At 35.7% G+C, this 22258-nt stretch carries 18 protein-coding genes; 3 read left to right on the top strand and 15 right to left on the bottom strand.

What is annotated here, in order from left to right:
* Positions 1-29: 29 nt before the first annotated feature.
* Positions 30-1499, bottom strand: a complete 1470-nt coding sequence (locus J3U59_RS09105) for a glycoside hydrolase family 32 protein (protein WP_267333998.1) — start codon at positions 1497-1499, stop codon at positions 30-32.
* Positions 1500-1807: 308 nt separating this feature from the next.
* Here J3U59_RS09105 and J3U59_RS09100 point away from each other — a divergent pair, with 308 nt between their 5' ends.
* Both J3U59_RS09100 and J3U59_RS09095 read left to right on the top strand, forming a co-directional pair.
* A complete protein-coding gene (locus tag J3U59_RS09100; RefSeq protein ID WP_065633752.1) occupies positions 1808-2767 on the top strand; it encodes an aminoimidazole riboside kinase in 960 nt (319 codons plus the stop codon).
* A 4-nt stretch (positions 2768-2771) separates the two neighbouring features.
* Positions 2772-3326 (top strand): sugar O-acetyltransferase, encoded by a 555-nt coding sequence (locus J3U59_RS09095; RefSeq protein WP_267333997.1) that lies wholly within the window; start codon positions 2772-2774, stop codon positions 3324-3326.
* 8 nt (positions 3327-3334) lie between these two features.
* On the opposite strand, the gene ispC is transcribed toward J3U59_RS09095, so the two are convergent.
* From ispC to miaB, 12 genes are all read right to left on the bottom strand, one after another.
* Positions 3335-4513, bottom strand: coding sequence for a 1-deoxy-D-xylulose-5-phosphate reductoisomerase (gene ispC / locus J3U59_RS09090; RefSeq protein ID WP_416379603.1), 1179 nt, complete (start codon positions 4511-4513; stop codon positions 3335-3337).
* A gap of 2 nt (positions 4514-4515) precedes the next feature.
* Complete coding sequence (gene deoR / locus J3U59_RS09085) at positions 4516-5277, bottom strand: DNA-binding transcriptional repressor DeoR (RefSeq protein WP_267333995.1); 762 nt, start codon at positions 5275-5277, stop codon at positions 4516-4518.
* Positions 5278-5332: 55 nt separating this feature from the next.
* Positions 5333-5998, bottom strand: a complete 666-nt coding sequence (gene deoC, locus J3U59_RS09080) for a deoxyribose-phosphate aldolase (protein WP_267333994.1) — start codon at positions 5996-5998, stop codon at positions 5333-5335.
* 599 nt (positions 5999-6597) lie between these two features.
* Positions 6598-7155 carry a ribosome recycling factor gene (frr, locus tag J3U59_RS09075; protein ID WP_323849501.1) on the bottom strand — a complete coding sequence of 186 codons (558 nt, stop codon included), beginning with the start codon at positions 7153-7155 and terminating at the stop codon, positions 6598-6600.
* 29 nt (positions 7156-7184) lie between these two features.
* Positions 7185-7919: a UMP kinase gene (gene pyrH / locus J3U59_RS09070; protein ID WP_065633747.1), complete on the bottom strand. Its 735-nt coding sequence runs from the start codon at positions 7917-7919 to the stop codon at positions 7185-7187.
* Between the two features lie 119 nt (positions 7920-8038).
* Positions 8039-8899: a translation elongation factor Ts gene (tsf, locus tag J3U59_RS09065; protein WP_065633746.1), complete on the bottom strand. Its 861-nt coding sequence runs from the start codon at positions 8897-8899 to the stop codon at positions 8039-8041.
* 85 nt (positions 8900-8984) lie between these two features.
* On the bottom strand, positions 8985-9722 hold the full coding sequence (rpsB, locus tag J3U59_RS09060) for a 30S ribosomal protein S2 (RefSeq protein ID WP_065633745.1): 738 nt from the start codon (positions 9720-9722) through the stop codon (positions 8985-8987).
* Positions 9723-10780: 1058 nt separating this feature from the next.
* Complete coding sequence (locus J3U59_RS09055) at positions 10781-11962, bottom strand: serine hydrolase (RefSeq protein WP_065633743.1); 1182 nt, start codon at positions 11960-11962, stop codon at positions 10781-10783.
* A 14-nt stretch (positions 11963-11976) separates the two neighbouring features.
* Positions 11977-13083 carry a peptidoglycan glycosyltransferase MrdB gene (mrdB, locus tag J3U59_RS09050; RefSeq protein ID WP_267333993.1) on the bottom strand — a complete coding sequence of 369 codons (1107 nt, stop codon included), beginning with the start codon at positions 13081-13083 and terminating at the stop codon, positions 11977-11979.
* Between the two features lie 2 nt (positions 13084-13085).
* Positions 13086-14954: a penicillin-binding protein 2 gene (mrdA, locus tag J3U59_RS09045; protein WP_267333992.1), complete on the bottom strand. Its 1869-nt coding sequence runs from the start codon at positions 14952-14954 to the stop codon at positions 13086-13088.
* An 87-nt stretch (positions 14955-15041) separates the two neighbouring features.
* Positions 15042-16064, bottom strand: a complete 1023-nt coding sequence (locus tag J3U59_RS09040) for a PhoH family protein (protein WP_267333991.1) — start codon at positions 16062-16064, stop codon at positions 15042-15044.
* A 119-nt stretch (positions 16065-16183) separates the two neighbouring features.
* Positions 16184-17611 carry a tRNA (N6-isopentenyl adenosine(37)-C2)-methylthiotransferase MiaB gene (miaB, locus tag J3U59_RS09035; RefSeq protein WP_267333990.1) on the bottom strand — a complete coding sequence of 476 codons (1428 nt, stop codon included), beginning with the start codon at positions 17609-17611 and terminating at the stop codon, positions 16184-16186.
* Positions 17612-18235: 624 nt separating this feature from the next.
* Here miaB and J3U59_RS09030 point away from each other — a divergent pair.
* Entirely contained in the window at positions 18236-19471 is a 1236-nt protein-coding gene (locus tag J3U59_RS09030; RefSeq protein WP_323849460.1) for an N-acetylmuramoyl-L-alanine amidase, read from the top strand.
* 21 nt (positions 19472-19492) lie between these two features.
* Here J3U59_RS09030 and rsmG read toward each other — a convergent pair whose 3' ends face one another.
* Positions 19493-20092: a 16S rRNA (guanine(527)-N(7))-methyltransferase RsmG gene (gene rsmG / locus J3U59_RS09025; RefSeq protein WP_267333988.1), complete on the bottom strand. Its 600-nt coding sequence runs from the start codon at positions 20090-20092 to the stop codon at positions 19493-19495.
* Positions 20070-21962 (bottom strand): tRNA uridine-5-carboxymethylaminomethyl(34) synthesis enzyme MnmG, encoded by a 1893-nt coding sequence (gene mnmG, locus J3U59_RS09020; protein WP_267333987.1) that lies wholly within the window; start codon positions 21960-21962, stop codon positions 20070-20072. The genes rsmG and mnmG overlap by 23 nt, the downstream gene beginning before the upstream one ends.
* Positions 21963-22258 lie beyond the last annotated feature (296 nt).

Raw genomic sequence — 22258 nt, 5'->3', positions numbered from 1 at the left:
CTACACTAAAGTAGTGGGATGATTAGCAATTATTCATAAATTGATTTTAACTGCCAACTATCTAATCTTATAATTTTTGCTTGGCCATTTTCAGCAAATAAGTTAACGATTCGTTTAGCCGGTAATTTTGGATAAATACGACTCGATAGACTATATAAATCACCATTAACAAAAACCTCAACAGATGAAGCATCAACATAAATATGCAAATTTAACTTTTTAGTTTTAGGTAACCGAACACTGCGATATCCCTTTAATGCTAATCCTGAAAGACTACGATCAAGTACAATACGATTCGATTGCAGATCCACATACAATAGTGTGGCTTGCTTACCATCTGGCGTTGCCGCTAGCTGTAAACCGAAACGTTCAGCATTACTTTGGGTTAAATCAATATCGACATTAATCTCGCAACTAATTGATTCAATATCGGTATTTTTCAATTCATTATTGAGTGTTATTTCACTCAGGTTTTTAGGCTTTTCTCGTAATGCTTCAAGCTCTTTAATTGGACGGTTACGGACATTATTATTGCGATCTAAAACTAATTCGCGCGGAAGCGTAAAGGCGCCCATCCATTTATCTTGTTTACTTGGCATCATTGATTCCCACATATCCATCCAAGCAAAAATAATGCGCCGACCATCTTTTGCAACAAACGATTGTGGTGCATAAAAATCATGACCAAAATCCATTTCTTGAAATGGTTTAACTATCGAAAACGTTTTCCCAGGTTGCCAATCACCGACAATATAGCCTGATTGGAATCGGTTACGGTATTGATAACCTTTTGCTTTCATACCTTGCGGTGAAAACATCAAGATCCATTTATCACCAAGCGGGAAAAAATCAGGGCATTCAAGCATATAGACATTAGGATCGATATGACTAACCACCACGTGATCAAATTGCCACTTTTTAAAATCGTGAGAGCGATACAATAATATTTGTCCAACATCATTGTTATCCCTTTGCCCTACCACCATCCACCATTGACCTGCTTGTTGCCAAACTTTAGGATCACGAAAATGCATAATGCCATCTTCTGGAGTTAAAATAGTGCCATGTTTTTCAAAATGAATACCATCTTTACTTGTAGCAAGGCATTGAGTTTGACAAATGTGTTCATCATTCCCTTGACCTTGTAACCAAATATGACCGGTATAAACTAAACAAAGCTCACCATTTTTATCTATTGCCGATCCAGAAAAACAACCGCTTTTGTCAAACGCATCACCCGGTGCTAGCGCAATAGGTAATCTTTTCCATGTGACTAAATCATCACTCACCACATGCCCCCAATGCATCGGTCCCCAGTTTTCATCAAAAGGATGATGCTGATAAAAAGCATGGTACTGCCCTTTAAAATAGATAAGACCATTAGGATCGTTCATCCATCCAGACTGTGGTGCCAGATGAAAACGTGGATAGTACTGTTTATTCATTACCTTTTCTAACTGTTTAACAGCTTGATTTGCTTGATCGATTGCAGTAGACATAAACTCCCCTTTATACATTCCGCATTAAATATAATTTTCATCAATATGATGACTTTAATATAGCCACCTTTCTTATCAAGCTATATTACCCTAACTTAATTGTTAACGTTAACTTTTGATCAATTAACAGGCAAAATATGTGATAATAATCACACATTTTTAACGTTAACAATGAATTTTTTTGTAAATGCTTTAGTCTATTGTTAATGACTAATTATAAAACTTCGTTTAAGCTGACTTAACTGTTTAAATAAACCAGCCATAAAGTCACAACACTTAAACCTATTAACTTTAAATTGAGTAACAAAATGAATAAAACTAAAGTCTGGTCGCTTGGCGATGCTGTTATCGATCTTTTACCATTTGGTGATATGAATTACAAAGCCTGTGCAGGAGGAGCACCTGCAAATGTCGCTATTGGTGTAGCAAAATTGGGACTTCCTTCCGCATTTATAGGTCGTGTTGGTAATGATCCTTTTGGTCACTTTATGGAAAAAACATTTAATCAATACCACGTTGATTGCCAAAGTTTAGAAAAAGATGATAATCATAGAACCAGTACGGTGGTGGTTGATCTCGGTAATAATGGCGAAAGGAGTTTTACTTTTTTAGTGTCGCCGTCTGCCGATCAGTTTCTATCTCAGCAGGCGATTCCTGATTTTAACCAAGATATTTTGCATTTTTGCTCGCTAGCTTTAGTTGGGCAGACTTGCCGTCAAACATTAAAAACAGCGATTGAAAGGTTGAATGGTAAAAAGGGTTTAATCAGCTTTGATGTCAATTTACGCGAACAAATGTGGCATGATAAAAACGAAATGCGCACAATTATTACGCAATTTTGTCATGATGCCGACATACTAAAACTTTCTGATGAAGAGCTATTTTGGTTAACCGAATCTAACGATTGGAGTGCCGCTTTAAATAAGTTACAACAACATTATGATGCAACACTTAAATTAGTCACTAAAGGTAAAGATGGCAGTGTAGTTTTATGGCATGGTAAAACATTTTCGTTCGATTCCTATCATGTTAACAGTATTGATACAACCGGTGCAGGCGATGCTTTTGTTGCAGGATTACTCAGTAGTATTGCAACGTCCGGAATGCCAGACGATAAACTTATGTTAGAAAGCATGATGACTATTGCCAGTGCTTGCGGCGCGTTAGCGACAACTCAAAAAGGGGCGTTAACTGCACTTCCTGATAGCGCTTTTTTACAATCGTTTATTAGTGATAACCCTGCATTAACAGCAAAACAAATGGCGTAGCAACATGAGCGAAAAAGAGAAAATGCTAGCAGGTATGCTCTATAACCCAGAGATCGATTTACTGGCTAACGAAAGGCTTTATGCACAAGATCTTTGTTTTCAAATAAACCAATTATCGCCACTAGCCAAACAGCAACGACAACAGTTATTCCAAATCCTATTAGGCAAAACTGGGCAACAGTTTACTATCATGCCTGGTTTTCAATGTGATTATGGCTACAATATTGAAATTGGCGAAAATTTTTTTGCTAATTTCAATTGCATTATGTTAGATGCGGCTAAAATTACTTTTGGCGATAATGTACTGGTTGCACCCAATTGTGGATTTTATACCTCAGGACACCCATTAAATAGTCAAATTCGCAATAGCGGACATGAATTTGCAAAACCAATTACAATCGGCAATAACGTTTGGATCGGCGGCAATGTGATTGTATTACCTAATGTGACCATTGGCGATAACGCCGTTATTGCAGCTGGTAGCATAGTTGATCGTGATATACCAAGTAATGTCATTGCGATGGGCACACCTTGCCGCGTCTATAAAACACAGCTATAACACTTAAGTTATAGCTTACTACACTGTTGTCGAGCCCACTTATCAATTACTAACACATCCTCGATAGTCTTGGGTTCGGGTAAATTGAGTTTATCTAAGGTTGCCGCAACTTGATTTGCAATATCCATAAAACCGATTTTGCGTTGTAAAAAAGCCTCGACAGCGATTTCATTGGCGGCATTTAAAGCCGTCGTTGCCGCTTGCCCTTGATTAAAAGCATCTATCGCTAATTTTAAGCAAGGATAGCGATTAAAATCGGGGGCAGTAAACGTCAATGCCGAAACTTTTGTAAAATCTAAGGGTGGTACAGTTGACAAAATACGCTGTGGATATGACATAGCATAGGCAATAGGTGTACACATATCCGGTACTCCTAGTTCAGCGATGACACTACCATCTTGGTAACGTACCATAGAGTGAATAATCGATTGAGGATGAATAATAATTTCCATTTCATCGAAACTGGCATTAAATAGCCATCTGGCTTCAATATACTCTAAGCCTTTATTCATCATCGTTGCTGAATCAACTGAAATCTTTTTTCCCATTGACCAATTAGGATGCGCAACCGCCTGCTCGGGTGTAACTGAAATGAGCGAGTTTAAAGGTAAATCTCGAAATGGACCACCCGAGCCGGTTAGTACTATTTTAGTTATGCCATAATCGGCTAAATGAGCAAAGCCTAATTGTTCTTGAACGGCACAGGGTAAACTTTGAAAAATAGCATTATGCTCACTATCGACCGGTAGTAACTGTGAGCCATATTGCTTCACCGCTTGCATAAATAAATGACCACAAGTCACTAATGACTCTTTATTTGCCAGTAATATACGCTTACCTTTTTTAATAGCAGCAAGGGTCGGTTTTAATCCAGCCGCGCCGACAATAGCCGCCATAACGTAATCGACTTCCGGTAATTGAGCTAAGTCACAGATAGCTTGTTCACCACTCGATACCTCAATATCTAAATTCAGATTTAGCAAATTAGCCTTAAGCGCTATGGCAGCTTGCTCATCAGCCATAGCCACGTATTTAGGTTTAAATTCTTGGCACTGTTCGGTCATTTTGCTGACATTTTTACCGCCGACTAAGGCATAAGCTTTAAATTGTGACCAATTTTGCCGAATAACGGCCAACGTACTACAGCCAATTGACCCTGTTGAACCTAAAATTGTAATATTTTTCATCATCAATAAATTAAACCGATATTATTATCGTTAAAAAAAGTAAGGTACTGAGCGCTTGGCGCTTTATCCGTAATCACTTGATAGAACTGATTAAGTTCAGCAATAAAAGCCGGCTTAACCTGATTAAACTTGGTATGATCAGCAATTAAAATATTCTGACAAGACTTATTTAAGGCTTGATGCTTCATACTCAGTTCATCAAAATCATAACAAGTAACACCTTGTATAAGATCTATACCTGCAGCCGAAATAAAAGCTTTATTAGGGCATATAAAATCTAATTGATTATGTGGACTAATACTGGTAAAGATGGCATTGTTAAGCTGATAATGCCCACCGCATAAAATAATTTTGCATTTCGGTTTATGTTGTAACGCTAAAAAGGCATTAAGCGAATAACAAATTGCAGTGAAGGATATATCCTCATGAATTGCATCGATAATAAAGGGGATGGTAGTACCACAATCAAAAAAAAGAGTATCGTTTTCGTTAACTAGTTGACTAACAAGCTTACCTATGTAACGTTTTTCTTCTACCTGTTTATCTTGCTGATCGCTAACAAAGTATTGGGTAATTTGATTTTGGGACTGATTAACAATATAACCGCCTAATACCGTTAAAGGTGAAGGTTGATTGTTAATATCACGCCGAATCGTCATTTCAGATACAGCTAACATTTGAGCCGCTTCTTTTAAATGAATTTTATCGGTCGATTTTAGGTACTCAATAAGTGCGTTAACTCTTTTTTGAGGTTGTGTTTCCATTGCCATTCCATTAAATAGCAATAAGCTACTTTGCAGTAGCTTATGAAAGGATCAATTAATAGTTGCTTGATGAGGTAGAATTGCCTGAAACAATTGCAATGCCTGCACTAGCGCCTAACCGTGTAGCACCAGCTTGAACCATTTTCTCAGCAGTTTGCCGATCGCGAATACCACCTGATGCTTTAACACCCATTTTATCACCAACGGTGTCTCGCATCAATTTGACATCTTCAGCCGTTGCGCCTGATGTACTAAATCCTGTAGAAGTTTTAACAAAAGCAACGCCAATTTCCTTGCAAATTGTACAAACTTTTACGATTTCATCTTTAGTTAATAAACAAGTTTCTAAAATTACTTTCAATGGCACTGAATTACATGCTTTAAAGACCGCATCGATATCTTTTTTAACGGCATCCCAATCATTGCTTTTTAGCCAACCAACATTGATAACCATATCAATTTCTTGCGCACCTGCTTTAACCGCCATTTCAGTTTCAAATGCTTTTGCAGAAGTTAACATCGCACCAAGAGGAAAACCAACAACCGAGCAAACTTTGACGTCACTACCTTTTAATAAGCTAGCGGCTAAAGGTACATAACCAGAATTCACACACACGGAATAAAAATGGTACTGCTTTGCTTCATCACAGAGTTTACGTATTTGATCTTCTGTGGCATTCATTGCAAGTAGAGTATGATCAATATACTTTGCATAATCCATAAGCTTTCCTTTAATTATTGTTAATGATGTCTAGTAAATATTGTTAGTCATTTATAAATGTTAGTAAATGTTATAAAAACAACAAATATAGCCCTATAATGTTATTTTCATCACATTATATACTTAAATTATGATAATTAGAAACAAAACTAATCACACAATATAGACAATTTAAGCCAATAATTACTAAATAAAACCTCAGTTATAATTAACCGTTTTTAAGCTTGGTAACATCAATATCAACCAGTCGTGTTTACAGTCGCTCATCCATTTGATCGAAGATCAATGATAAATCATGCCTAAAACTCTTTTCTATTTAGGATTAGTACTTTTACCATGATTAGCACTCAAATTAACTTTTTTCCGAATTTACGGTTAATTAGGCATAATACTGAACTACCTATAATGGATTGGAATCATTAACCTGCTTTTGCGATGCTGACGGTGAATAGGAATTATCACTGCATCCAACAAATAAAATAATAAAACAGTAACTATCCATTTTTATGAAACATTAATTGAAAAAACCGATCTTAAGAAGCAAATTATTTACATAAAAAAAAGCCTAGTTGTTATAACTAGGCTTATAAACTCACAAATTAAAATTCCATTAACTCTTTTTCTTTATCGGCGAGTACCGAATCTAATTTTTTAATCGCCGCATCGGTAGCTTTTTGAATCAAATCTTGTGATTTACGTTCATCATCTTCTGAAATTTCTTTATCTTTTAACAGTGCTTTAATCTGATCATTGGCATCACGACGAATATTACGAATAGACACGCGACCTTGTTCAGCTTCATTACGCACGATTTTTGTTAAATCACGACGGCGTTCTTCAGTTAATGGTGGCAGAGGCACTCGAATTACTGTACCTGCTGATGCGGGATTAAGTCCTAAGTCTGAAGTTAAAATTGCTTTTTCAATTATTGGTGTTAATGATTTATCAAATACTGTAATAGCAAGGGTTCTTGCATCTTCTGCAACCACGTTCGCTAATTGACGTAGTGGTGTTGGACTGCCGTAATATTCAACCATAATACCATCTAATAAGCTTGGTGATGCACGGCCTGTTCTCACTTTAGAAATATGAGTTTGAAACGCATCAATACTTTTTTCCATGCGCGATTGCGCTTCTTTTTGAATCTCATTTAGCATAATAAAAACCTTATTTAAAATAACAAAGACTAACAGCTAACTGTTGCCTGATTATTAATTAATGTTCCTTCTGGTTCACCTAAAATGACACGGCGTAATGCACCAGGTTTATTCATATTAAACACACAAATAGGTAAATTGTGATCACGCGCTAATGTAAATGCGGCAAGATCCATAACTTTTAGTTCATCATCTAATACTTTTTCATAATTTAATGTTTTATAAAGCGTTGCATTTGGATCTTTAACAGGATCAGCAGAATATACACCATCAACTTTAGTCGCTTTTAGAACCACATCTGCTTCAATTTCGATACCACGTAAACAAGCAGCAGAATCGGTTGTAAAAAACGGATTACCTGTACCTGCTGAAAGGATAACCACCTTACCATGACGAAGTAAGCTAATTGCTTCAGTCCAACGATAATCATCACACACACCATTTAAAGGTATAGCAGACATTAAACGCGCATTAACTTCTATTCGATGCAGAGCATCACGCATTGCAAGACCATTCATTACCGTTGCTAGCATCCCCATGTGATCGCCAACTACTCGATTCATACCTGCTTTAGCAAGACCTGCACCACGAAATAGGTTACCGCCCCCAATAACAACAGCCACTTGAACATTCATTTCGATTAGTTCTTTTATTTCTTGTGCCATACGGTCAAGAACGGTGGGATCAATACCAAAACCTTCATCGCCTTGTAGTGCTTCACCACTGAGTTTTAGAAGAATACGTTTATAGAAAGGGGTTACCATATGAAGTCTCACTATTTCGTTATTTAATTACCTGACAAACTAGGTTAGCTAGCGGGTAATAATTTTAAAATATTTTGTAGATAAACAAAACCGCCTTTACGGCGGTTTTTATAAAACAATTAAGATTGTTTCGACATCGCAGCAACTTCGGCTGCAAAATCAACTTCGACTTTTTCGATACCTTCACCCACTTCAAAGCGGATAAATGTCGCAACTGTCGCTTTTTTCTCAGCAAGTAGATCACCTACAGTTTTACTTGGATCCATTACAAATGGTTGACCAGTAAGCGATACTTCACCCGTGAATTTACGCATACGGCCTTCAACCATTTTTTCAGCGATTTCACGTGGTTTACCTGATTGCATTGCAATATCGATTTGAATATTGCGTTCATGTTCAACCACATCAGCCGGAACATCACTTGGATTAACATATTCAGGTTTACTTGCAGCAATGTGCATAGCGATATGTTTAACTAATTCTTCATCACAGCCACTGTTAGCTGCAACTAAAACACCGATACGAGCACCATGTTGGTAACTACCAACCACATCACCAGCGATTGCTTGAACACGACGAATACCAATGTTTTCACCGATTTTAGCAACTAACGCTGTTCGCTCTTCTTCAAATTTAGCTTGTAAAGCAGCAAGATCAGTAATGTGATCATTTAATGCAGCTGTTGCTACTTTTTCGCTGAATGCGATAAAACCAGCATCTTTTGCAACAAAGTCTGTTTCACAGTTGATTTCTAAAATAATACCTGATTTTTTATCAGCAGAAATTTTAGAAATAATTACACCTTCAGCAGCAACACGGCCAGCTTTTTTAGCCGCTTTTGCTTGACCTGATTTACGCATATTGTCGATAGCAAGATCAATATCACCATTCGCTTCAACTAATGCTTTTTTACATTCCATCATGCCTGCGCCTGTTCTTTCACGCAGTTCTTTTACCATAGAAGCGGTAACTTCAGCCATTTTTTAATCCTCTATTTAACCATTGTGATGATTTTCATTAGAATGGGTCGATAGTGATTATCGACCCTGAAAATATTTGAGTTTATTACTCAGCTGCTGGCGCTTCTTCAACAAAGCTTTCTTCAGATACTGGAGATTGGTTTTGTTCACGACCAGAACGTACTGCATCAGCAACCGCATTTGCATATAATTGAATAGCACGAATTGCGTCATCATTACCTGGAACAATATAATCAATACCATCTGGATCTGAGTTTGTATCAACAACAGCAATGACTGGAATACCTAAATTGTTAGCTTCTTTGATTGCGATATGTTCATGGTCTGCACCAATAACAAAAATCACATCGGGTAAGCCACCCATATTTTTAATTCCACCCAAGCTATTTTCTAATTTAGCCATTTCGCGAGCACGCATTAGTGCTTCTTTTTTGGTTAATTTGTCAAATGTACCATCACTAGCTTGTGTTTCTAAATCTTTTAAACGTTTGATTGATTGACGTACTGTTTTCCAGTTAGTCAACATACCACCTAACCAACGGTGATTTACGTAGTATTGCCCACAGCTTTCTGCTGCTTGTTTAATCGCTTCGCTAGCTGCACGCTTTGTACCAACAAATAAAATTTTACCTTTACGAGCGGCAATCTTGTTTAATTCAGCTAACGCTTCGTTGAATAAAGGAACTGTTTTTTCAAGATTGATGATGTGAACTTTATTACGAGCACCAAAAATAAATGGTTTCATTTTTGGGTTCCAATAACGAGTTTGGTGTCCAAAATGTACACCCGCTTGTAACATATCGCGCATTGATACTGTAGTCATGATTTCCTCATTTTGACGTTGGGGTTATGCCTCCACATATCCGCTTTATCCGACCTTATGACTTAAAGTAAAAGGCACCCCGGCAAAGAGTAATGATATGTGTGTGTTATAACGTTAATTAAATTTTAAAATTTTTGCTTTACCTCACAAGGATTTTTTGAAAAATGAATGTGAAGAGTTGCGCGCGTTTTATACCATATTTAGATAAGGTTTGCTAGCGTTATTTCTATAAAAATAGCAACAATAGTGTTATGCATTAAAAAGAAAGTAACCTCAAAAAATAAAAATTTGAATAAATTTCGTGAACTTACTAAGTATTTTTTTAATCCACAAATATAAACGCTAGCTTTATTAATACTGTGTATTTACACGTTAAAAATTAGCTTTACTGTCATCTTGTTAGCTTATGTCATTAGTCTTCATTCACTTTTTAATTATGCTTCTATTCTAATCGTATTAAGAATATACAATATCAACCGATAAAAAGATGTTATAATGAGTTAAAAGAGATATTACTAAGAGTAAGTTATATTAAAAAGCTTTTGTATCCTCATGCGTTAAAGATAAATTACCGTTATTTGCCGATTGTAGTGATTAAAAATTACGTGTAACAAATGATTTTTATCCCGACTTTAGCCACGCATAAAATAGTTAATATTTAGGCTAAACCGGCCAAAATTACTTTAGAAAAACGAGAGCTTATAGTAGATGAGCTAGATGTAACATCAATAGTTGCTGATCTTAAAAGTTTTAATGCGTTACATCTGGTAGATTTTTATACCGTTTGACATCGTAACGCTCTTCTTTTCAAAACGTTGTTGGAAAGATAATTTTATAAGACCAAACAGTTATCTTTTTAAAAGCGATGAGTAATAAACAGGCAATGCTCGTAAATCAAGCAAGATAGAATAAATATTGTCGCGTGACTAACAAAGTAATAAGCGCTGTAAGAACGTTACCTTTGTGCTGTGAATAAGTTGACAAATTGTTTTATGTTATAAAAAACCATTCAATAAGTTTTGACTTATTAAATGGTTTAATAAAATTTAGTTAGATACTTAGTTAAATATTTGATTGAATTTTAAACAAATCCAATCCCATACCGATCCAAAGAATCCTGTTTCTTCAACATCTTGTAATGCAACTAATGGTTGTTCATTAATAATTTTGCCATCTAATAAAAACTGCATTTTACCTACACTGGTCCCTTTAGTAATAGGTGCGTAAATATAATCATCAATAATATATTGTACTTGTACATCAGCCGAACGCCCTTTTGGCACAGTAACATAAGCACCTTCAATTGCACCCAACTGAATTTTATTTTGATCGCCATACCAAATAGATTCTGTTGTTAATGGCGTACCTGCTTTGACTGGATTAGCTGTTTCGAAGAAACGAAATCCCCAAACTAATAACTTTTTACTCTCTTCTTCACGTCCTTTAAACGTGCGTCCACCTAATACAGCAGAAATTAAACGCGTATTACCATCAACAGCTGAGGCAACTAAATTATAACCAGCAGCATTGGTATGCCCAGTTTTAATACCATCAACATTTAAAGTGGTATCCCAAAGTAAACCATTTCGGTTTAATTGTGGTTTAGATAATGTGTAAGTAAACTCTTTTTCTTTATAAATAGCGTACTCGGAAGGTAAATCATGGATTAATGCTTTTCCTAAAAATGCCATATCTTTTGCTGTTGTATATTGCCCGGGTGCATCTAAGCCATGTACAGTTTCAAAATGCGTATGCTCTAAACCTATTTTTTTCGCATATTCATTCATTAAATTAACAAAAGCACCTTGGCTACCTGCAATATGTTCAGCCATTGCGATACAGGCATCATTACCAGATTGGATGATTATTCCTTTATTTAAATCAGAAACCGAAACCGTTTTACCCACTTCTAAAAACATCAATGATGAGCCTTTTAAAATAGGATTTCCTGTTGCCCAAGCATCTTTACTCACTACAACCATATCATCATTTTTAATACGCCCTGATTGTAATGCTTGGCCAACTACATAGCTGGTCATCATTTTCGTTAAACTTGCTGGATCGCGTTGTTGTTCAGCATTATATTGCGCTAAAATTTCACCAGATTTAGCATCAATTAAAATATAAGATTCAGCATCTAATTGAGGAATAGCAGGAATAGGAAAAGCCATTTCAGCTGATGCCGAAGAACAAATTGCAAGCGCTAACAAAGCAAAAGATAATTTAAATTTCTTTTTCATTTAATTCAATTCCGTTAAATATTTTTAGATAACATGTATCGATGAGTGTGAATAGACATCATAATGCCAAAACTTGCCATTAATACGACTAAGGAAGAGCCACCATAACTTATTAGCGGTAATGGTACACCAACTACCGGTAAGATTCCACTAACCATACCGATATTAATAAAGACATAAACAAAAAACACTAAAATTAAACCACCTGAGAGTATACGACCAAATGTGGTTTGAGCTTGCGCCGCAATAACTAATCCACGGATAATTAAGCATAAAAATAACACTAATAGTATTATCGTGCCGATAAAACCAAACTCTTCAGCAATAACGGAAAAAATAAAGTCAGTATGTCTTTCCGGTAAAAATTCTAACTGAGATTGCGTGCCTTCAAGCCAGCCTTTACCCCAGATCCCGCCAGAGCCGATAGCGGTTTTAGATTGAATAATATGATAACCTGCACCACTAGGATCGAGTTCAGGATTAAATAACATTAATACTCGAAGTCGCTGATAATCATGCATAAGAAAAAACCACATTATCGGTAAAAATATCGCAATTAAAATAATAGCAATAAAAATAAATCGCCAATTGATGCCAGCTAAAAATATGATAAAAATACCTGACATAACAATTAAAATTGCAGTACCTAAATCTGGCTGCATAGCAACAAGTAAAGCAGGAACAGCAATAATAATTAAAGTTTGAAAGGTATTTTTTAATGGTGGTGGACAACCATCACGATGAATAAATTTAGCGACCATTAATGGGACAGCTATCTTAGCAATTTCAGAGGGTTGAAAGCGTAAAATACCTAAATCCAACCATCGCTGCGCACCTTTACTTACATAACCAAAAATATCGACCAATAACAACATCAATATACAGAACAAATATAAATATGGCGCCCATTTTTCAAAGGTTCTAGGCGAAAATTGCGCAATTGCAATCATGACAACATAACCAAGTAAAATTTGAATTACCCGTTTTTGCATCATATCAAAATCTTGACCAGTAGCACTCCAAAGAATATAAAGGCTATAGCCAAGTAATAGTGTAATAAATAAAAAAAATAGTGGATCGATATGGATTTTTTGCCAAAAAGTTTTTTTAATATTATTCATAATTAATCTTCATGCCCTGCATGTGATGGAGTTTCATCTAATTCCGTTGAATTATCGCCTAATAGATAGTAATCCAATATTTTTCGCGCGACGGCTCCGCCATTTGAGCTACCACCACCACCATTTTCAAGCACAATGGCTAACGCAATAGTTGGTTTATCAAAAGGAGCATAAGCAACAAATAACGCATGATCACGTAAGTGTTCAGGAATTTTATGGGCATTATAAACTTCATCTTCTTTTAAACCATAAACTTGTGCAGTGCCCGATTTACCGGCTGCTTGGTATTTTGCATCAGCATAAACTTTTCGAGCTGTTCCTCGTGCACCAAACATTACCCGATGCATGCCTTCTTTAGCTAATGCCCAGTAATTGGGATTAACATCAACTAAGCTATTAGTTTCAATATAATTTTGTTGATTAACTGCAGGTGGATTCGAATTGGTATTTAAAATATCGCTCTTTTTATATAATAAAAAATGTGGCGTATAAGTTTTACCATTATTAATCAAAATAGTAAGTGCTTTTGCTAACTGTATAGGTGTTGCTGTCCAATAACCTTGGCCAATCCCTACCGGAATGGTGTCACCTTGTAACCAAGCTTTTTTATAACGTTGCATTTTCCATTCACGACTAGGCATAACGGCTTTATTTTCTTCATTTGGTGAAATATCAATACCGGTTCTTTCACCATAACCGAATTTAGTCATCCATTGATGTAAACGATCGATACCCATATCATAAGCAACTTGATAAAAATAGGTATCAACTGATTCTTCAATTGCTCTTAACACATCAACGCGCCCATGTCCCCATTTTAACCAGTCTCGATATCGTCTATCGGTACCAGGTAGTTGCCACCAACCCGGATCATTAATAGTCGATTTGGGTGTGACAACACCTTCACTTAAAGCGGCAATGGCAATATAGGGTTTTACTGTTGAAGCAGGCGGATAAGAGCCAAGTAATGCTCGGTTATAAAGAGGTTTATTAGGATCATTGAGTAATTCGCTATATTTAGCATTCGATATTCCACCAACAAACGGATTAGAATCGTAACTCGGACTTGAAACCAATGCTAAAATTTCACCATTATTAGGATCAATAGCAACCACTGCTGCTTTTCGGCCAGCAAGTAACTGTTCGATATAAAGTTGTAATTTAAGATTGATAGACAGGTAAATATCTTCACCAGCTTGTGGTGGATGCTGATTAAGTTGACGAACAATGCGCCCTCGGCTATTAACTTCAACTTTTTCATATCCTGGGGTACCATGTAATACATCTTCGTAGTATTTTTCGATACCCATTTTACCTATATTAAAGGTTGCCACATAATCACTGGTTTTATTTTCATCATCTAAACGTTGTTTATCAGCAGTATTAATTTTTGAAATATAACCAATAATATGCGTTAATGATGCGCCAAATGGATAATAGCGATGCTGTATACCCACAATTGAAACATAAGGGAAACGATGTTGATCAACAACAAAACGCGCAATTTGCTTTTGAGTTAAATTGTCCTTAAGTGGCACCGGTCGATGAGCTTTATAATTACGGCGTTCTTTTTGAAAATTTTCAATATCTTCGTCAGTCAAATTAACAATATTTTTTAATTCATTAAATTGCTCATTAAGATTTTTGATTTTATCAGGAATAATATTGAGTTGATAAGTTATATTGTTAATGGCTAAGGGTGTGCCATTGCGATCATAAATCATTCCACGGCTAGGTGGAATGGGAATAATTTCGATACGATTATTATTCGATTTTGTACTGTAATAACTAAAATTAGAAATCTGCAAATCAGCTAAATTACCGAGTAAAACCGATATTAATAATAAGATAATAACAAAAGCAAATAACACTCGCCGCAAAAACAGGTTTGTTTCTGCCGAGTGATCTCGAATATTGCTTCTCTTTTTTTTACTTGAGATAGGGATAATATGACTCCTCTAAATACTTCTTTCGCCAGATTGATGCTTATGTTGTTCTTCCCAATTTTCATAAGCATTGACGATTCTTGCAACCACAGGATGACGAACAACATCTTCACTATTAAAAAAATTGAAGCTAATTTCGTCAACTTGGCTTAATACTTCAATTGCATGACGTAATCCAGATTTTTGATGGCGAGGTAAATCAATTTGCGTGATATCACCAGTAATGACTGCTTTAGAATTAAAACCAATACGGGTTAAAAACATTTTCATTTGTTCAATAGTCGTATTTTGGCTTTCATCCAAAATAATAAATGCGTCATTAAGAGTACGTCCACGCATATAAGCTAGAGGCGCAACTTCAATAACACTTTTTTCAATGAGTTTTTCAACCTTTTCAAAACCTAACATTTCAAATAAAGCATCATAAAGAGGACGTAAGTAAGGATCCACTTTTTGACTTAAATCGCCGGGTAAAAACCCCAGTTTTTCACCGGCTTCAACCGCAGGGCGAGTTAATACAATTCGACGAATTTGTTGCTTTTCCAAAGCATCAACCGCTGCGGCTACCGCTAAATAGGTTTTACCTGTTCCTGCCGGACCAATACCAAACGAGATATCATAATCTAACACATGCGCAATATATTGCGCTTGATTTGCTGTTCTGGGTTTGATTACACCACGCTTAGTTTTTATCATAACAAGCTTACCTGCTTGATAATCAACATAAGCAGGTAAGTGTTCACTTGCTTTTTCAAGTGCCCCAGATTCTTTGATAGCTAAATGAATCTGTTCTGGTTCAATATCAACTATTTTATTTTTTAATTTAGTTTGCTTATAAAGTACTTTTAAAATATCGTTGGCCGCAGTAACACAAATAGGATCACCGGTAATTGAAAATAGATTACCACGATGGTTAATTTCAATACCCAATCGACGCTCTAATTGTTTTATATTGTCATTATAAGGACCACAAAGACTATTTAACCGCTGATTATCAGCCGGCTCAAGTAAAGTTTCACAAGTCAAAATATTCAATGATAAGTCCTCTAATAATTAAAATTAACTGCCAATGCGTTATTGATATAATATTTAATATTTTAACGCATTAAAAAGTGCACAGCATAGTGATAACACTTCACGATATTTTCTTATAGTTATGGATGATAAATACCCACTCCTAAATCATTTTCTTTACGCGTTCGTGAAATTACTGACATTGGCGATTGATTGACTCGTAAATCCATTTCATCTTCAGTACGAACCACTCTTCCTCGTAAAGAATTAGGATAAATATCAGTTATTTCTACATCAACAAATTTTCCAATCATATCTGGTAGACCTTCAAAATTAACAATACGATTATTTTCAGTACGTCCTGTTAATTCCATTAAGTTTTTCTTCGAAGGTCCTTCAACCAAAATACGTTGCACAGTATTTAACATGCGGCGACTAAATTGCATCGCTTGTTGATTAATGCGCTCTTGCAATATATATAAACGCTGTTTTTTCTCGTCTTCTGTGACGTTATCTTCCATTTCGGCTGCTGGCGTACCTGGTCGTGCTGAATAGACAAAGCTATAACTTAAATCAAAATTCACATCAGCAATGAGTTTCATGGTTTGTTCAAAATCTTCTTGGGTTTCACCAGGGAATCCAACAATAAAGTCTGAACTAATTTGAATGTCAGGACGAACTTTGCGTAATTTACGAATAATTGATTTATATTCAATAGCGGTATGTGTGCGTTTCATCAGATTTAACACACGATCTGAACCACTTTGTACCGGCAAATGTAAAAAGTTAACTAATTCTGGCGTATCACGATAAACATCGATAATATCATCAGTAAATTCAATTGGATGACTGGTTGTAAAACGAATACGATCAATACCATCAATAGCCGCAACTAAGCGTAGTAGTTCAGCAAAAGAACAGATATCACCATCAAATGTTGGACCGCGGTAAGCATTTACATTTTGACCGAGTAAATTGACTTCACGAACGCCTTGTTCAGCAAGTTGAGCTATTTCATAAATAACATCATCACATGGCCTACTGACTTCTTCACCTCGAGTATAAGGTACCACACAGTAAGTACAATATTTATTACATCCTTCCATAATCGATACAAAAGCTGTTGGCCCTTCACTGCGCGGCTCTGGCAAACGGTCAAATTTTTCAATTTCAGGAAAGCTGACATCAACAACATGATTACCTTTACCACTACGAACTTGCTCAATCATTTCAGGCAGACGATGGAAAGTTTGTGGTCCGAAAATAATATCAACAAATGGTGCGCGTTTACGAATATGTGCGCCTTCTTGTGAAGCAACACAACCACCTACCCCAATAATAATATTTGGATTATGTTGTTTTAAGTTTTTCCAACGACCTAATTGATGGAATACTTTTTCTTGGGCTTTTTCACGAATAGAGCAAGTATTGAGTAATAAAATATCTGCTTCTTCTGCATTTTCTGTTAAAGTTAAACCGTGGGTGGATTCAAGGAGATCTGCCATTTTAGTTGAATCATATTCATTCATTTGGCAGCCCCAAGTTTTGATATGTAGTTTTTTGCTCATCAATAACTCAGCTATATTTAATTGTTAAAATGAAAACGGGTTTAAATCCGCGATTTTAGCGTGCCATATTGTAATCCTTTGTAATAGTAGGGTCTATAATAAAAATGAAAAATAACAAAACAAAGTAACGTATTGGATTTTTTTATTGAATATAGCAATATGTTAGAAAAAATTTAACAGTAAAAAATAGGCTATTTTGCTAACTAAAAACATTACCAATCAATTTACTATTTAGCGTTTAGTCAAAATTTATCGTAAAGATAATTTTGCTATAACTGATTTATTAATAACGTAATTTTTAATTTTTCTAGTCGTGTAAAATAAGTAGGTAAACTGAAAAATGCATGATAACGCCAATTTGATTACTTCCTATTTTCATCAAAAATATAAATTTCATTATTTAAAAGTTTTAACAGACAGCACCAACAGAACCAAATTGATTAAACCTGAGTTAAATATAATCCTAACCTGAATAAAAAATATCAAGGCCGCGGCTATAACATAATCAATTGATAACTTATCACATAAAAAAGCTAATTAAAGATGAGAATCATTCTTTTTAATATCAATATATTTTATGCTATTATTCACGATCAATTTATTTAGAAAATAATGTGTTTAGATATGTCAAAAACATTTAGTCCAACAAAACGCCTACTCATTAAAGGTATTATTGCGACATGTTTATTATCTGTCACAAAAGTAGGTTTTGCAGCAAACTTAGCTCAGGTCATAGCTGTTAGAGTTTGGCCTTCATCGACCTATACTCGAATAACATTAGAATCGAATGTAAATTTAAAATTCAAACACACTTTATTGACCAATCCAGACAGACTTGCCATTGATATTGAGAATATTAATTTAGATGCTACTTTAAAAAAGATTTCATCTAAAGTATTACCTCGAGATCCCTATATCAAATCAATAAGTGTTGCCCAACTTGATTCAAAAAAAGTTCGAATCATGATCAATTTGAAGCAAGGTATTCAACCCAATACCTTTAGCTTATCGCCTGTAGCTGAATTTAAACATCGTTTAGTCATCGATCTTTATCCATCTAAACCTTCATCAGCAACAGATGATGATCCTTTGCTTGCATTATTAGAAGAGTATAAAAAAGGCGATCTTAATAAAAAACAATCTCAGATCAAAACAACAGCCAATAAAAGCAAAAACGCACCTATTATTGTTGTTCTCGATCCTGGACATGGAGGTGAAGATCCTGGTGCTATTGGTAATAATAAGACGCGTGAAAAAGATGTCGTATTACAAATTGCCCGTCGAGCTTACAGTTCTTTGAAAAAAGAACCTAATATAAAAGTCTACATGACTCGTAATGAGGATGTCTTTATACCATTAAAAGTAAGAGTAGCCAAAGCTCGATCATTACACGCTGATATTTTTATTTCTATTCATGCCGATGCCTTTGCCAGCCCATCAGTAAAAGGATCGTCAGTATTTGCCTTATCCACACGCGGCGCAAGTAGCTCAGCAGCTAGCTATTTAGCACAAACACAAAATGAAGCCGACCAAATAGGTGGCGTTAGCCGTAGTGGTGATAAATATTTAGATAATACCATTTTGGATTTAGTACAAAAAACCACACTGAGCAATGGTATATTACTCGGCAATGCAATTTTAAATCGAATGAAAAGTGTCAATAAATTACATAAACCGTCACTTGAAAAAGCCGGATTTGCTGTATTAAAAGCACCGGATATTCCTTCGGTTTTAGTCGAAACTGCTTTTATTAGTAATGCTACAGAAGAACAAAAATTAAAAACAGCTTCGTTCCAAAATCAAGTATCTAAAGCAATCGTAGATGGGATTAAAGATTACGTCAAAAGACGTAAAAACTAGTAGTAGTAATTAAATATAACACTATTGAATTATCACTAAATGTCTTTCCGCATCTAATTGAGGAATAGTCAATTTAATATTTTGTTTAAGCATAAAACCATCCGGAATGGTGTCGATCTCACTGCCTTTAAGCGCATAAAAAGCACCATGTTCATTAGGTAAATGTTTACACCAATTAAGCATATCTTGCAGGGAAGCAAAAGCACGACTAATCACACCGTCAAACTTTTTATCGCAATATTGTTCAATTCGACTTTGTACTGGATGTATATTAGTTAACTTTAATTCAAATTGAACTTGTTTTAAAAAACGAATTCGTTTACCTAAACTGTCAACGAGATCAAATTGTTTTTCAGGGTTGATAATTGCTAATGGAATGCCAGGTAAACCTGGCCCTGTTCCAACATCAATAAACGTTTTACCTTCTAAATAAGGCGATACAACAAGACTATCCATAATATGCTTAACTAACATTTCGTTAGGATCTCGCACGGCAGTTAAATTGTAAGCTTTATTCCACTTATGTAACATTTCAACATAATTAATTAACAGATCTATTTGCTGATCAGAGATCAAAAGATCGGTTTGATCAATTAGATTAGTGAGTTTCTTTTTTAACATAATTTTTCTTTTTTAAGTAAACCAGTAACATTGAAATAGCAGCAGGCGTAATACCCGAAATACGTGAAGCTTGCCCAATAGAAACAGGTTTATGTTGTTTTAATTTAGCCACCACTTCATTAGATAACCCTGATATTTCTGCATAATCAATATGCGCAGGAATCAATGTTTGTTCATTACGTTTTTGACGCTCTATTTCTTCAATTTGTAGTTTGATATAACCATCATACTTGACTTGAATTTCAACTTGTTCAGCCGCTTGCGGATCGCTTAACCCTGGCGCAAACAGTGATAGTTTTTTTAACGTTTGATAATTCATTTCAGGGCGTTTTAGTAGCTCTTCGCCATTGGCTTCTTTGGTTAAATTAGCACTTAAGACCGCATTCACTTCATCAATGGTTTCGATGTGAGGGTGAACCCAAATATCACGCAGACGTGCCCTTTCTTGTTCCACTGCTTCAAATTTTTCATTAAATTTTTGCCAACGGTAATCATCAACCATCCCTAATTTACGTCCGATTTCAGTTAAGCGAATATCGGCATTATCTTCACGTAACATCAAGCGATATTCGGCACGAGATGTAAACATGCGGTAAGGTTCGTTTGTGCCTAATGTACAAAGATCATCAACCAAAACGCCCAAATAAGCTTGATCACGTGTTGGATACCATTGATCTTGATCATATACAAATCTTGCTGCATTTAACCCAGCTAGCATTCCTTGGGCCGCGGCTTCTTCATAACCTGTTGTGCCGTTGATTTGACCGGCTAAAAATAGCCCTTTGATCACTTTACTTTCTAACGTTGGTTTAAGATCTCTTGGATCAAAATAATCATATTCGATCGCATAACCCGGTCTTACAATATTCGCATTTTCAAGCCCTTTCATACTACGTACAAATGCAAGTTGGGTATCAAAAGGTAGACTTGTTGAGATCCCATTTGGATAGATTTCATTACTATCTAATCCTTCTGGTTCCAAATAGATCTGATGGGAATTACGATCAGCAAAACGCATGATCTTATCCTCAATGGAAGGGCAGTATCTTGGTCCGACACCTTCAATAACCCCTGTGTACATAGGACTGCGATCTAAACTGTTACGAATGATCTCGTGTGTGGTTTCGTTAGTACTTGTTATATAACATGGGATCTGCCTTGGATGTTCACTAGCCTGACCTAAAAATGAGAATACCGGAACGGGATCATCGCCATATTGTGTACCAAGTTTTGAAAAATCGATGGTTCTTGCATCAATACGAGGTGGTGTACCTGTTTTTAAACGACCCATTCTAAATGGATATTGATGCAATGATTTTGATAAACCAATTGATGCTGGATCGCCGGTTCTTCCCCCGCTGTAATTGTCTAAACCTATGTGGATCTTTCCATCTAAAAAGGTGCCTGTTGTTAATACTACGGCTTTCGCTCTGAAAGATACGCCCATTTGAGTTTTTACACCTGTGATCTGATCGTTTTCGATGATCACATCTTCAACTGATTGTTGAAATAGCATTAAATTAGGTTGGTTTTCAAGTGTTGTTCGGATCACTTTTCGATAAAGCGATCGATCTGCCTGAGCGCGAGTAGCTCGCACAGCAGGTCCTTTACTACTATTTAAGATCCTAAACTGGATCCCTGCTAGATCAATAGCGTGTGCCATGAGTCCGCCCATTGCATCGATCTCTTTTACTAGATGCCCTTTACCAATACCACCAATTGCAGGGTTACAAGACATTTGACCTAACGTATTGATATTATGGGTTAATAGTAGTGTTTTTCTGCCCATTCTAGCTGATGCCATTGCTGCTTCTGTTCCTGCATGGCCGCCACCAACAATAATGACATCAAAAAGATCTGGATAAAACATAAAAGCCTCGTTGTTTTTATTTATATACTGATGATCGTCGTTTTGGATCAGGTGATTTGGGTTTATTTAGCGTTAGGAATTGTACTCATCTTTTTGATTACGTCAAATGATCTATTTTGATCGCTATTTAAATTAAATAAGATCTTTTATTTGATCTTTTTATTTTTATTGTTATTAGTTTAGATGACTTCTGTTGATAACTTAGTTTTGCCATTATTATTTAGGATCTTAGTTGTGATCTAATGCTGTTAATTGATCGGATCTTTTTGGATTTAGACTTGTTTATAACTATTGTA

This window comes from Gilliamella sp. B3783, from assembly GCF_026536125.1.
Classification (GTDB): domain Bacteria; phylum Pseudomonadota; class Gammaproteobacteria; order Enterobacterales; family Orbaceae; genus Gilliamella.
The sequence above is the reverse complement of the archived record's forward strand: the minus strand, read 5'-3'. Positions and strand labels throughout refer to the sequence as shown.

Bases quoted from the DNA above. Each gene is read 5' to 3' on its own strand.
- J3U59_RS09105 (WP_267333998.1), bottom strand. From the start codon at position 1,499: ATGTCTACTGCAATCGATCAAGCAAATCAAGCTGTTAAACAGTTAGAA.
- J3U59_RS09100 (WP_065633752.1), top strand. From the start codon at position 1,808: ATGAATAAAACTAAAGTCTGGTCGCTTGGCGATGCTGTTATCGATCTT.
- J3U59_RS09095 (WP_267333997.1), top strand. From the start codon at position 2,772: ATGAGCGAAAAAGAGAAAATGCTAGCAGGTATGCTCTATAACCCAGAG.
- ispC (WP_416379603.1), bottom strand. From the start codon at position 4,513: ATGAAAAATATTACAATTTTAGGTTCAACAGGGTCAATTGGCTGTAGT.
- deoR (WP_267333995.1), bottom strand. From the start codon at position 5,277: ATGGAAACACAACCTCAAAAAAGAGTTAACGCACTTATTGAGTACCTA.
- deoC (WP_267333994.1), bottom strand. From the start codon at position 5,998: ATGGATTATGCAAAGTATATTGATCATACTCTACTTGCAATGAATGCC.
- frr (WP_323849501.1), bottom strand. From the start codon at position 7,155: ATGCTAAATGAGATTCAAAAAGAAGCGCAATCGCGCATGGAAAAAAGT.
- pyrH (WP_065633747.1), bottom strand. From the start codon at position 7,919: ATGGTAACCCCTTTCTATAAACGTATTCTTCTAAAACTCAGTGGTGAA.
- tsf (WP_065633746.1), bottom strand. From the start codon at position 8,899: ATGGCTGAAGTTACCGCTTCTATGGTAAAAGAACTGCGTGAAAGAACA.
- rpsB (WP_065633745.1), bottom strand. From the start codon at position 9,722: ATGACTACAGTATCAATGCGCGATATGTTACAAGCGGGTGTACATTTT.
- J3U59_RS09055 (WP_065633743.1), bottom strand. From the start codon at position 11,962: ATGAAAAAGAAATTTAAATTATCTTTTGCTTTGTTAGCGCTTGCAATT.
- mrdB (WP_267333993.1), bottom strand. From the start codon at position 13,083: ATGAATAATATTAAAAAAACTTTTTGGCAAAAAATCCATATCGATCCA.
- miaB (WP_267333990.1), bottom strand. From the start codon at position 17,611: ATGAGCAAAAAACTACATATCAAAACTTGGGGCTGCCAAATGAATGAA.
- J3U59_RS09030 (WP_323849460.1), top strand. From the start codon at position 18,236: ATGTCAAAAACATTTAGTCCAACAAAACGCCTACTCATTAAAGGTATT.
- rsmG (WP_267333988.1), bottom strand. From the start codon at position 20,092: ATGTTAAAAAAGAAACTCACTAATCTAATTGATCAAACCGATCTTTTG.
- mnmG (WP_267333987.1), bottom strand. From the start codon at position 21,962: ATGTTTTATCCAGATCTTTTTGATGTCATTATTGTTGGTGGCGGCCAT.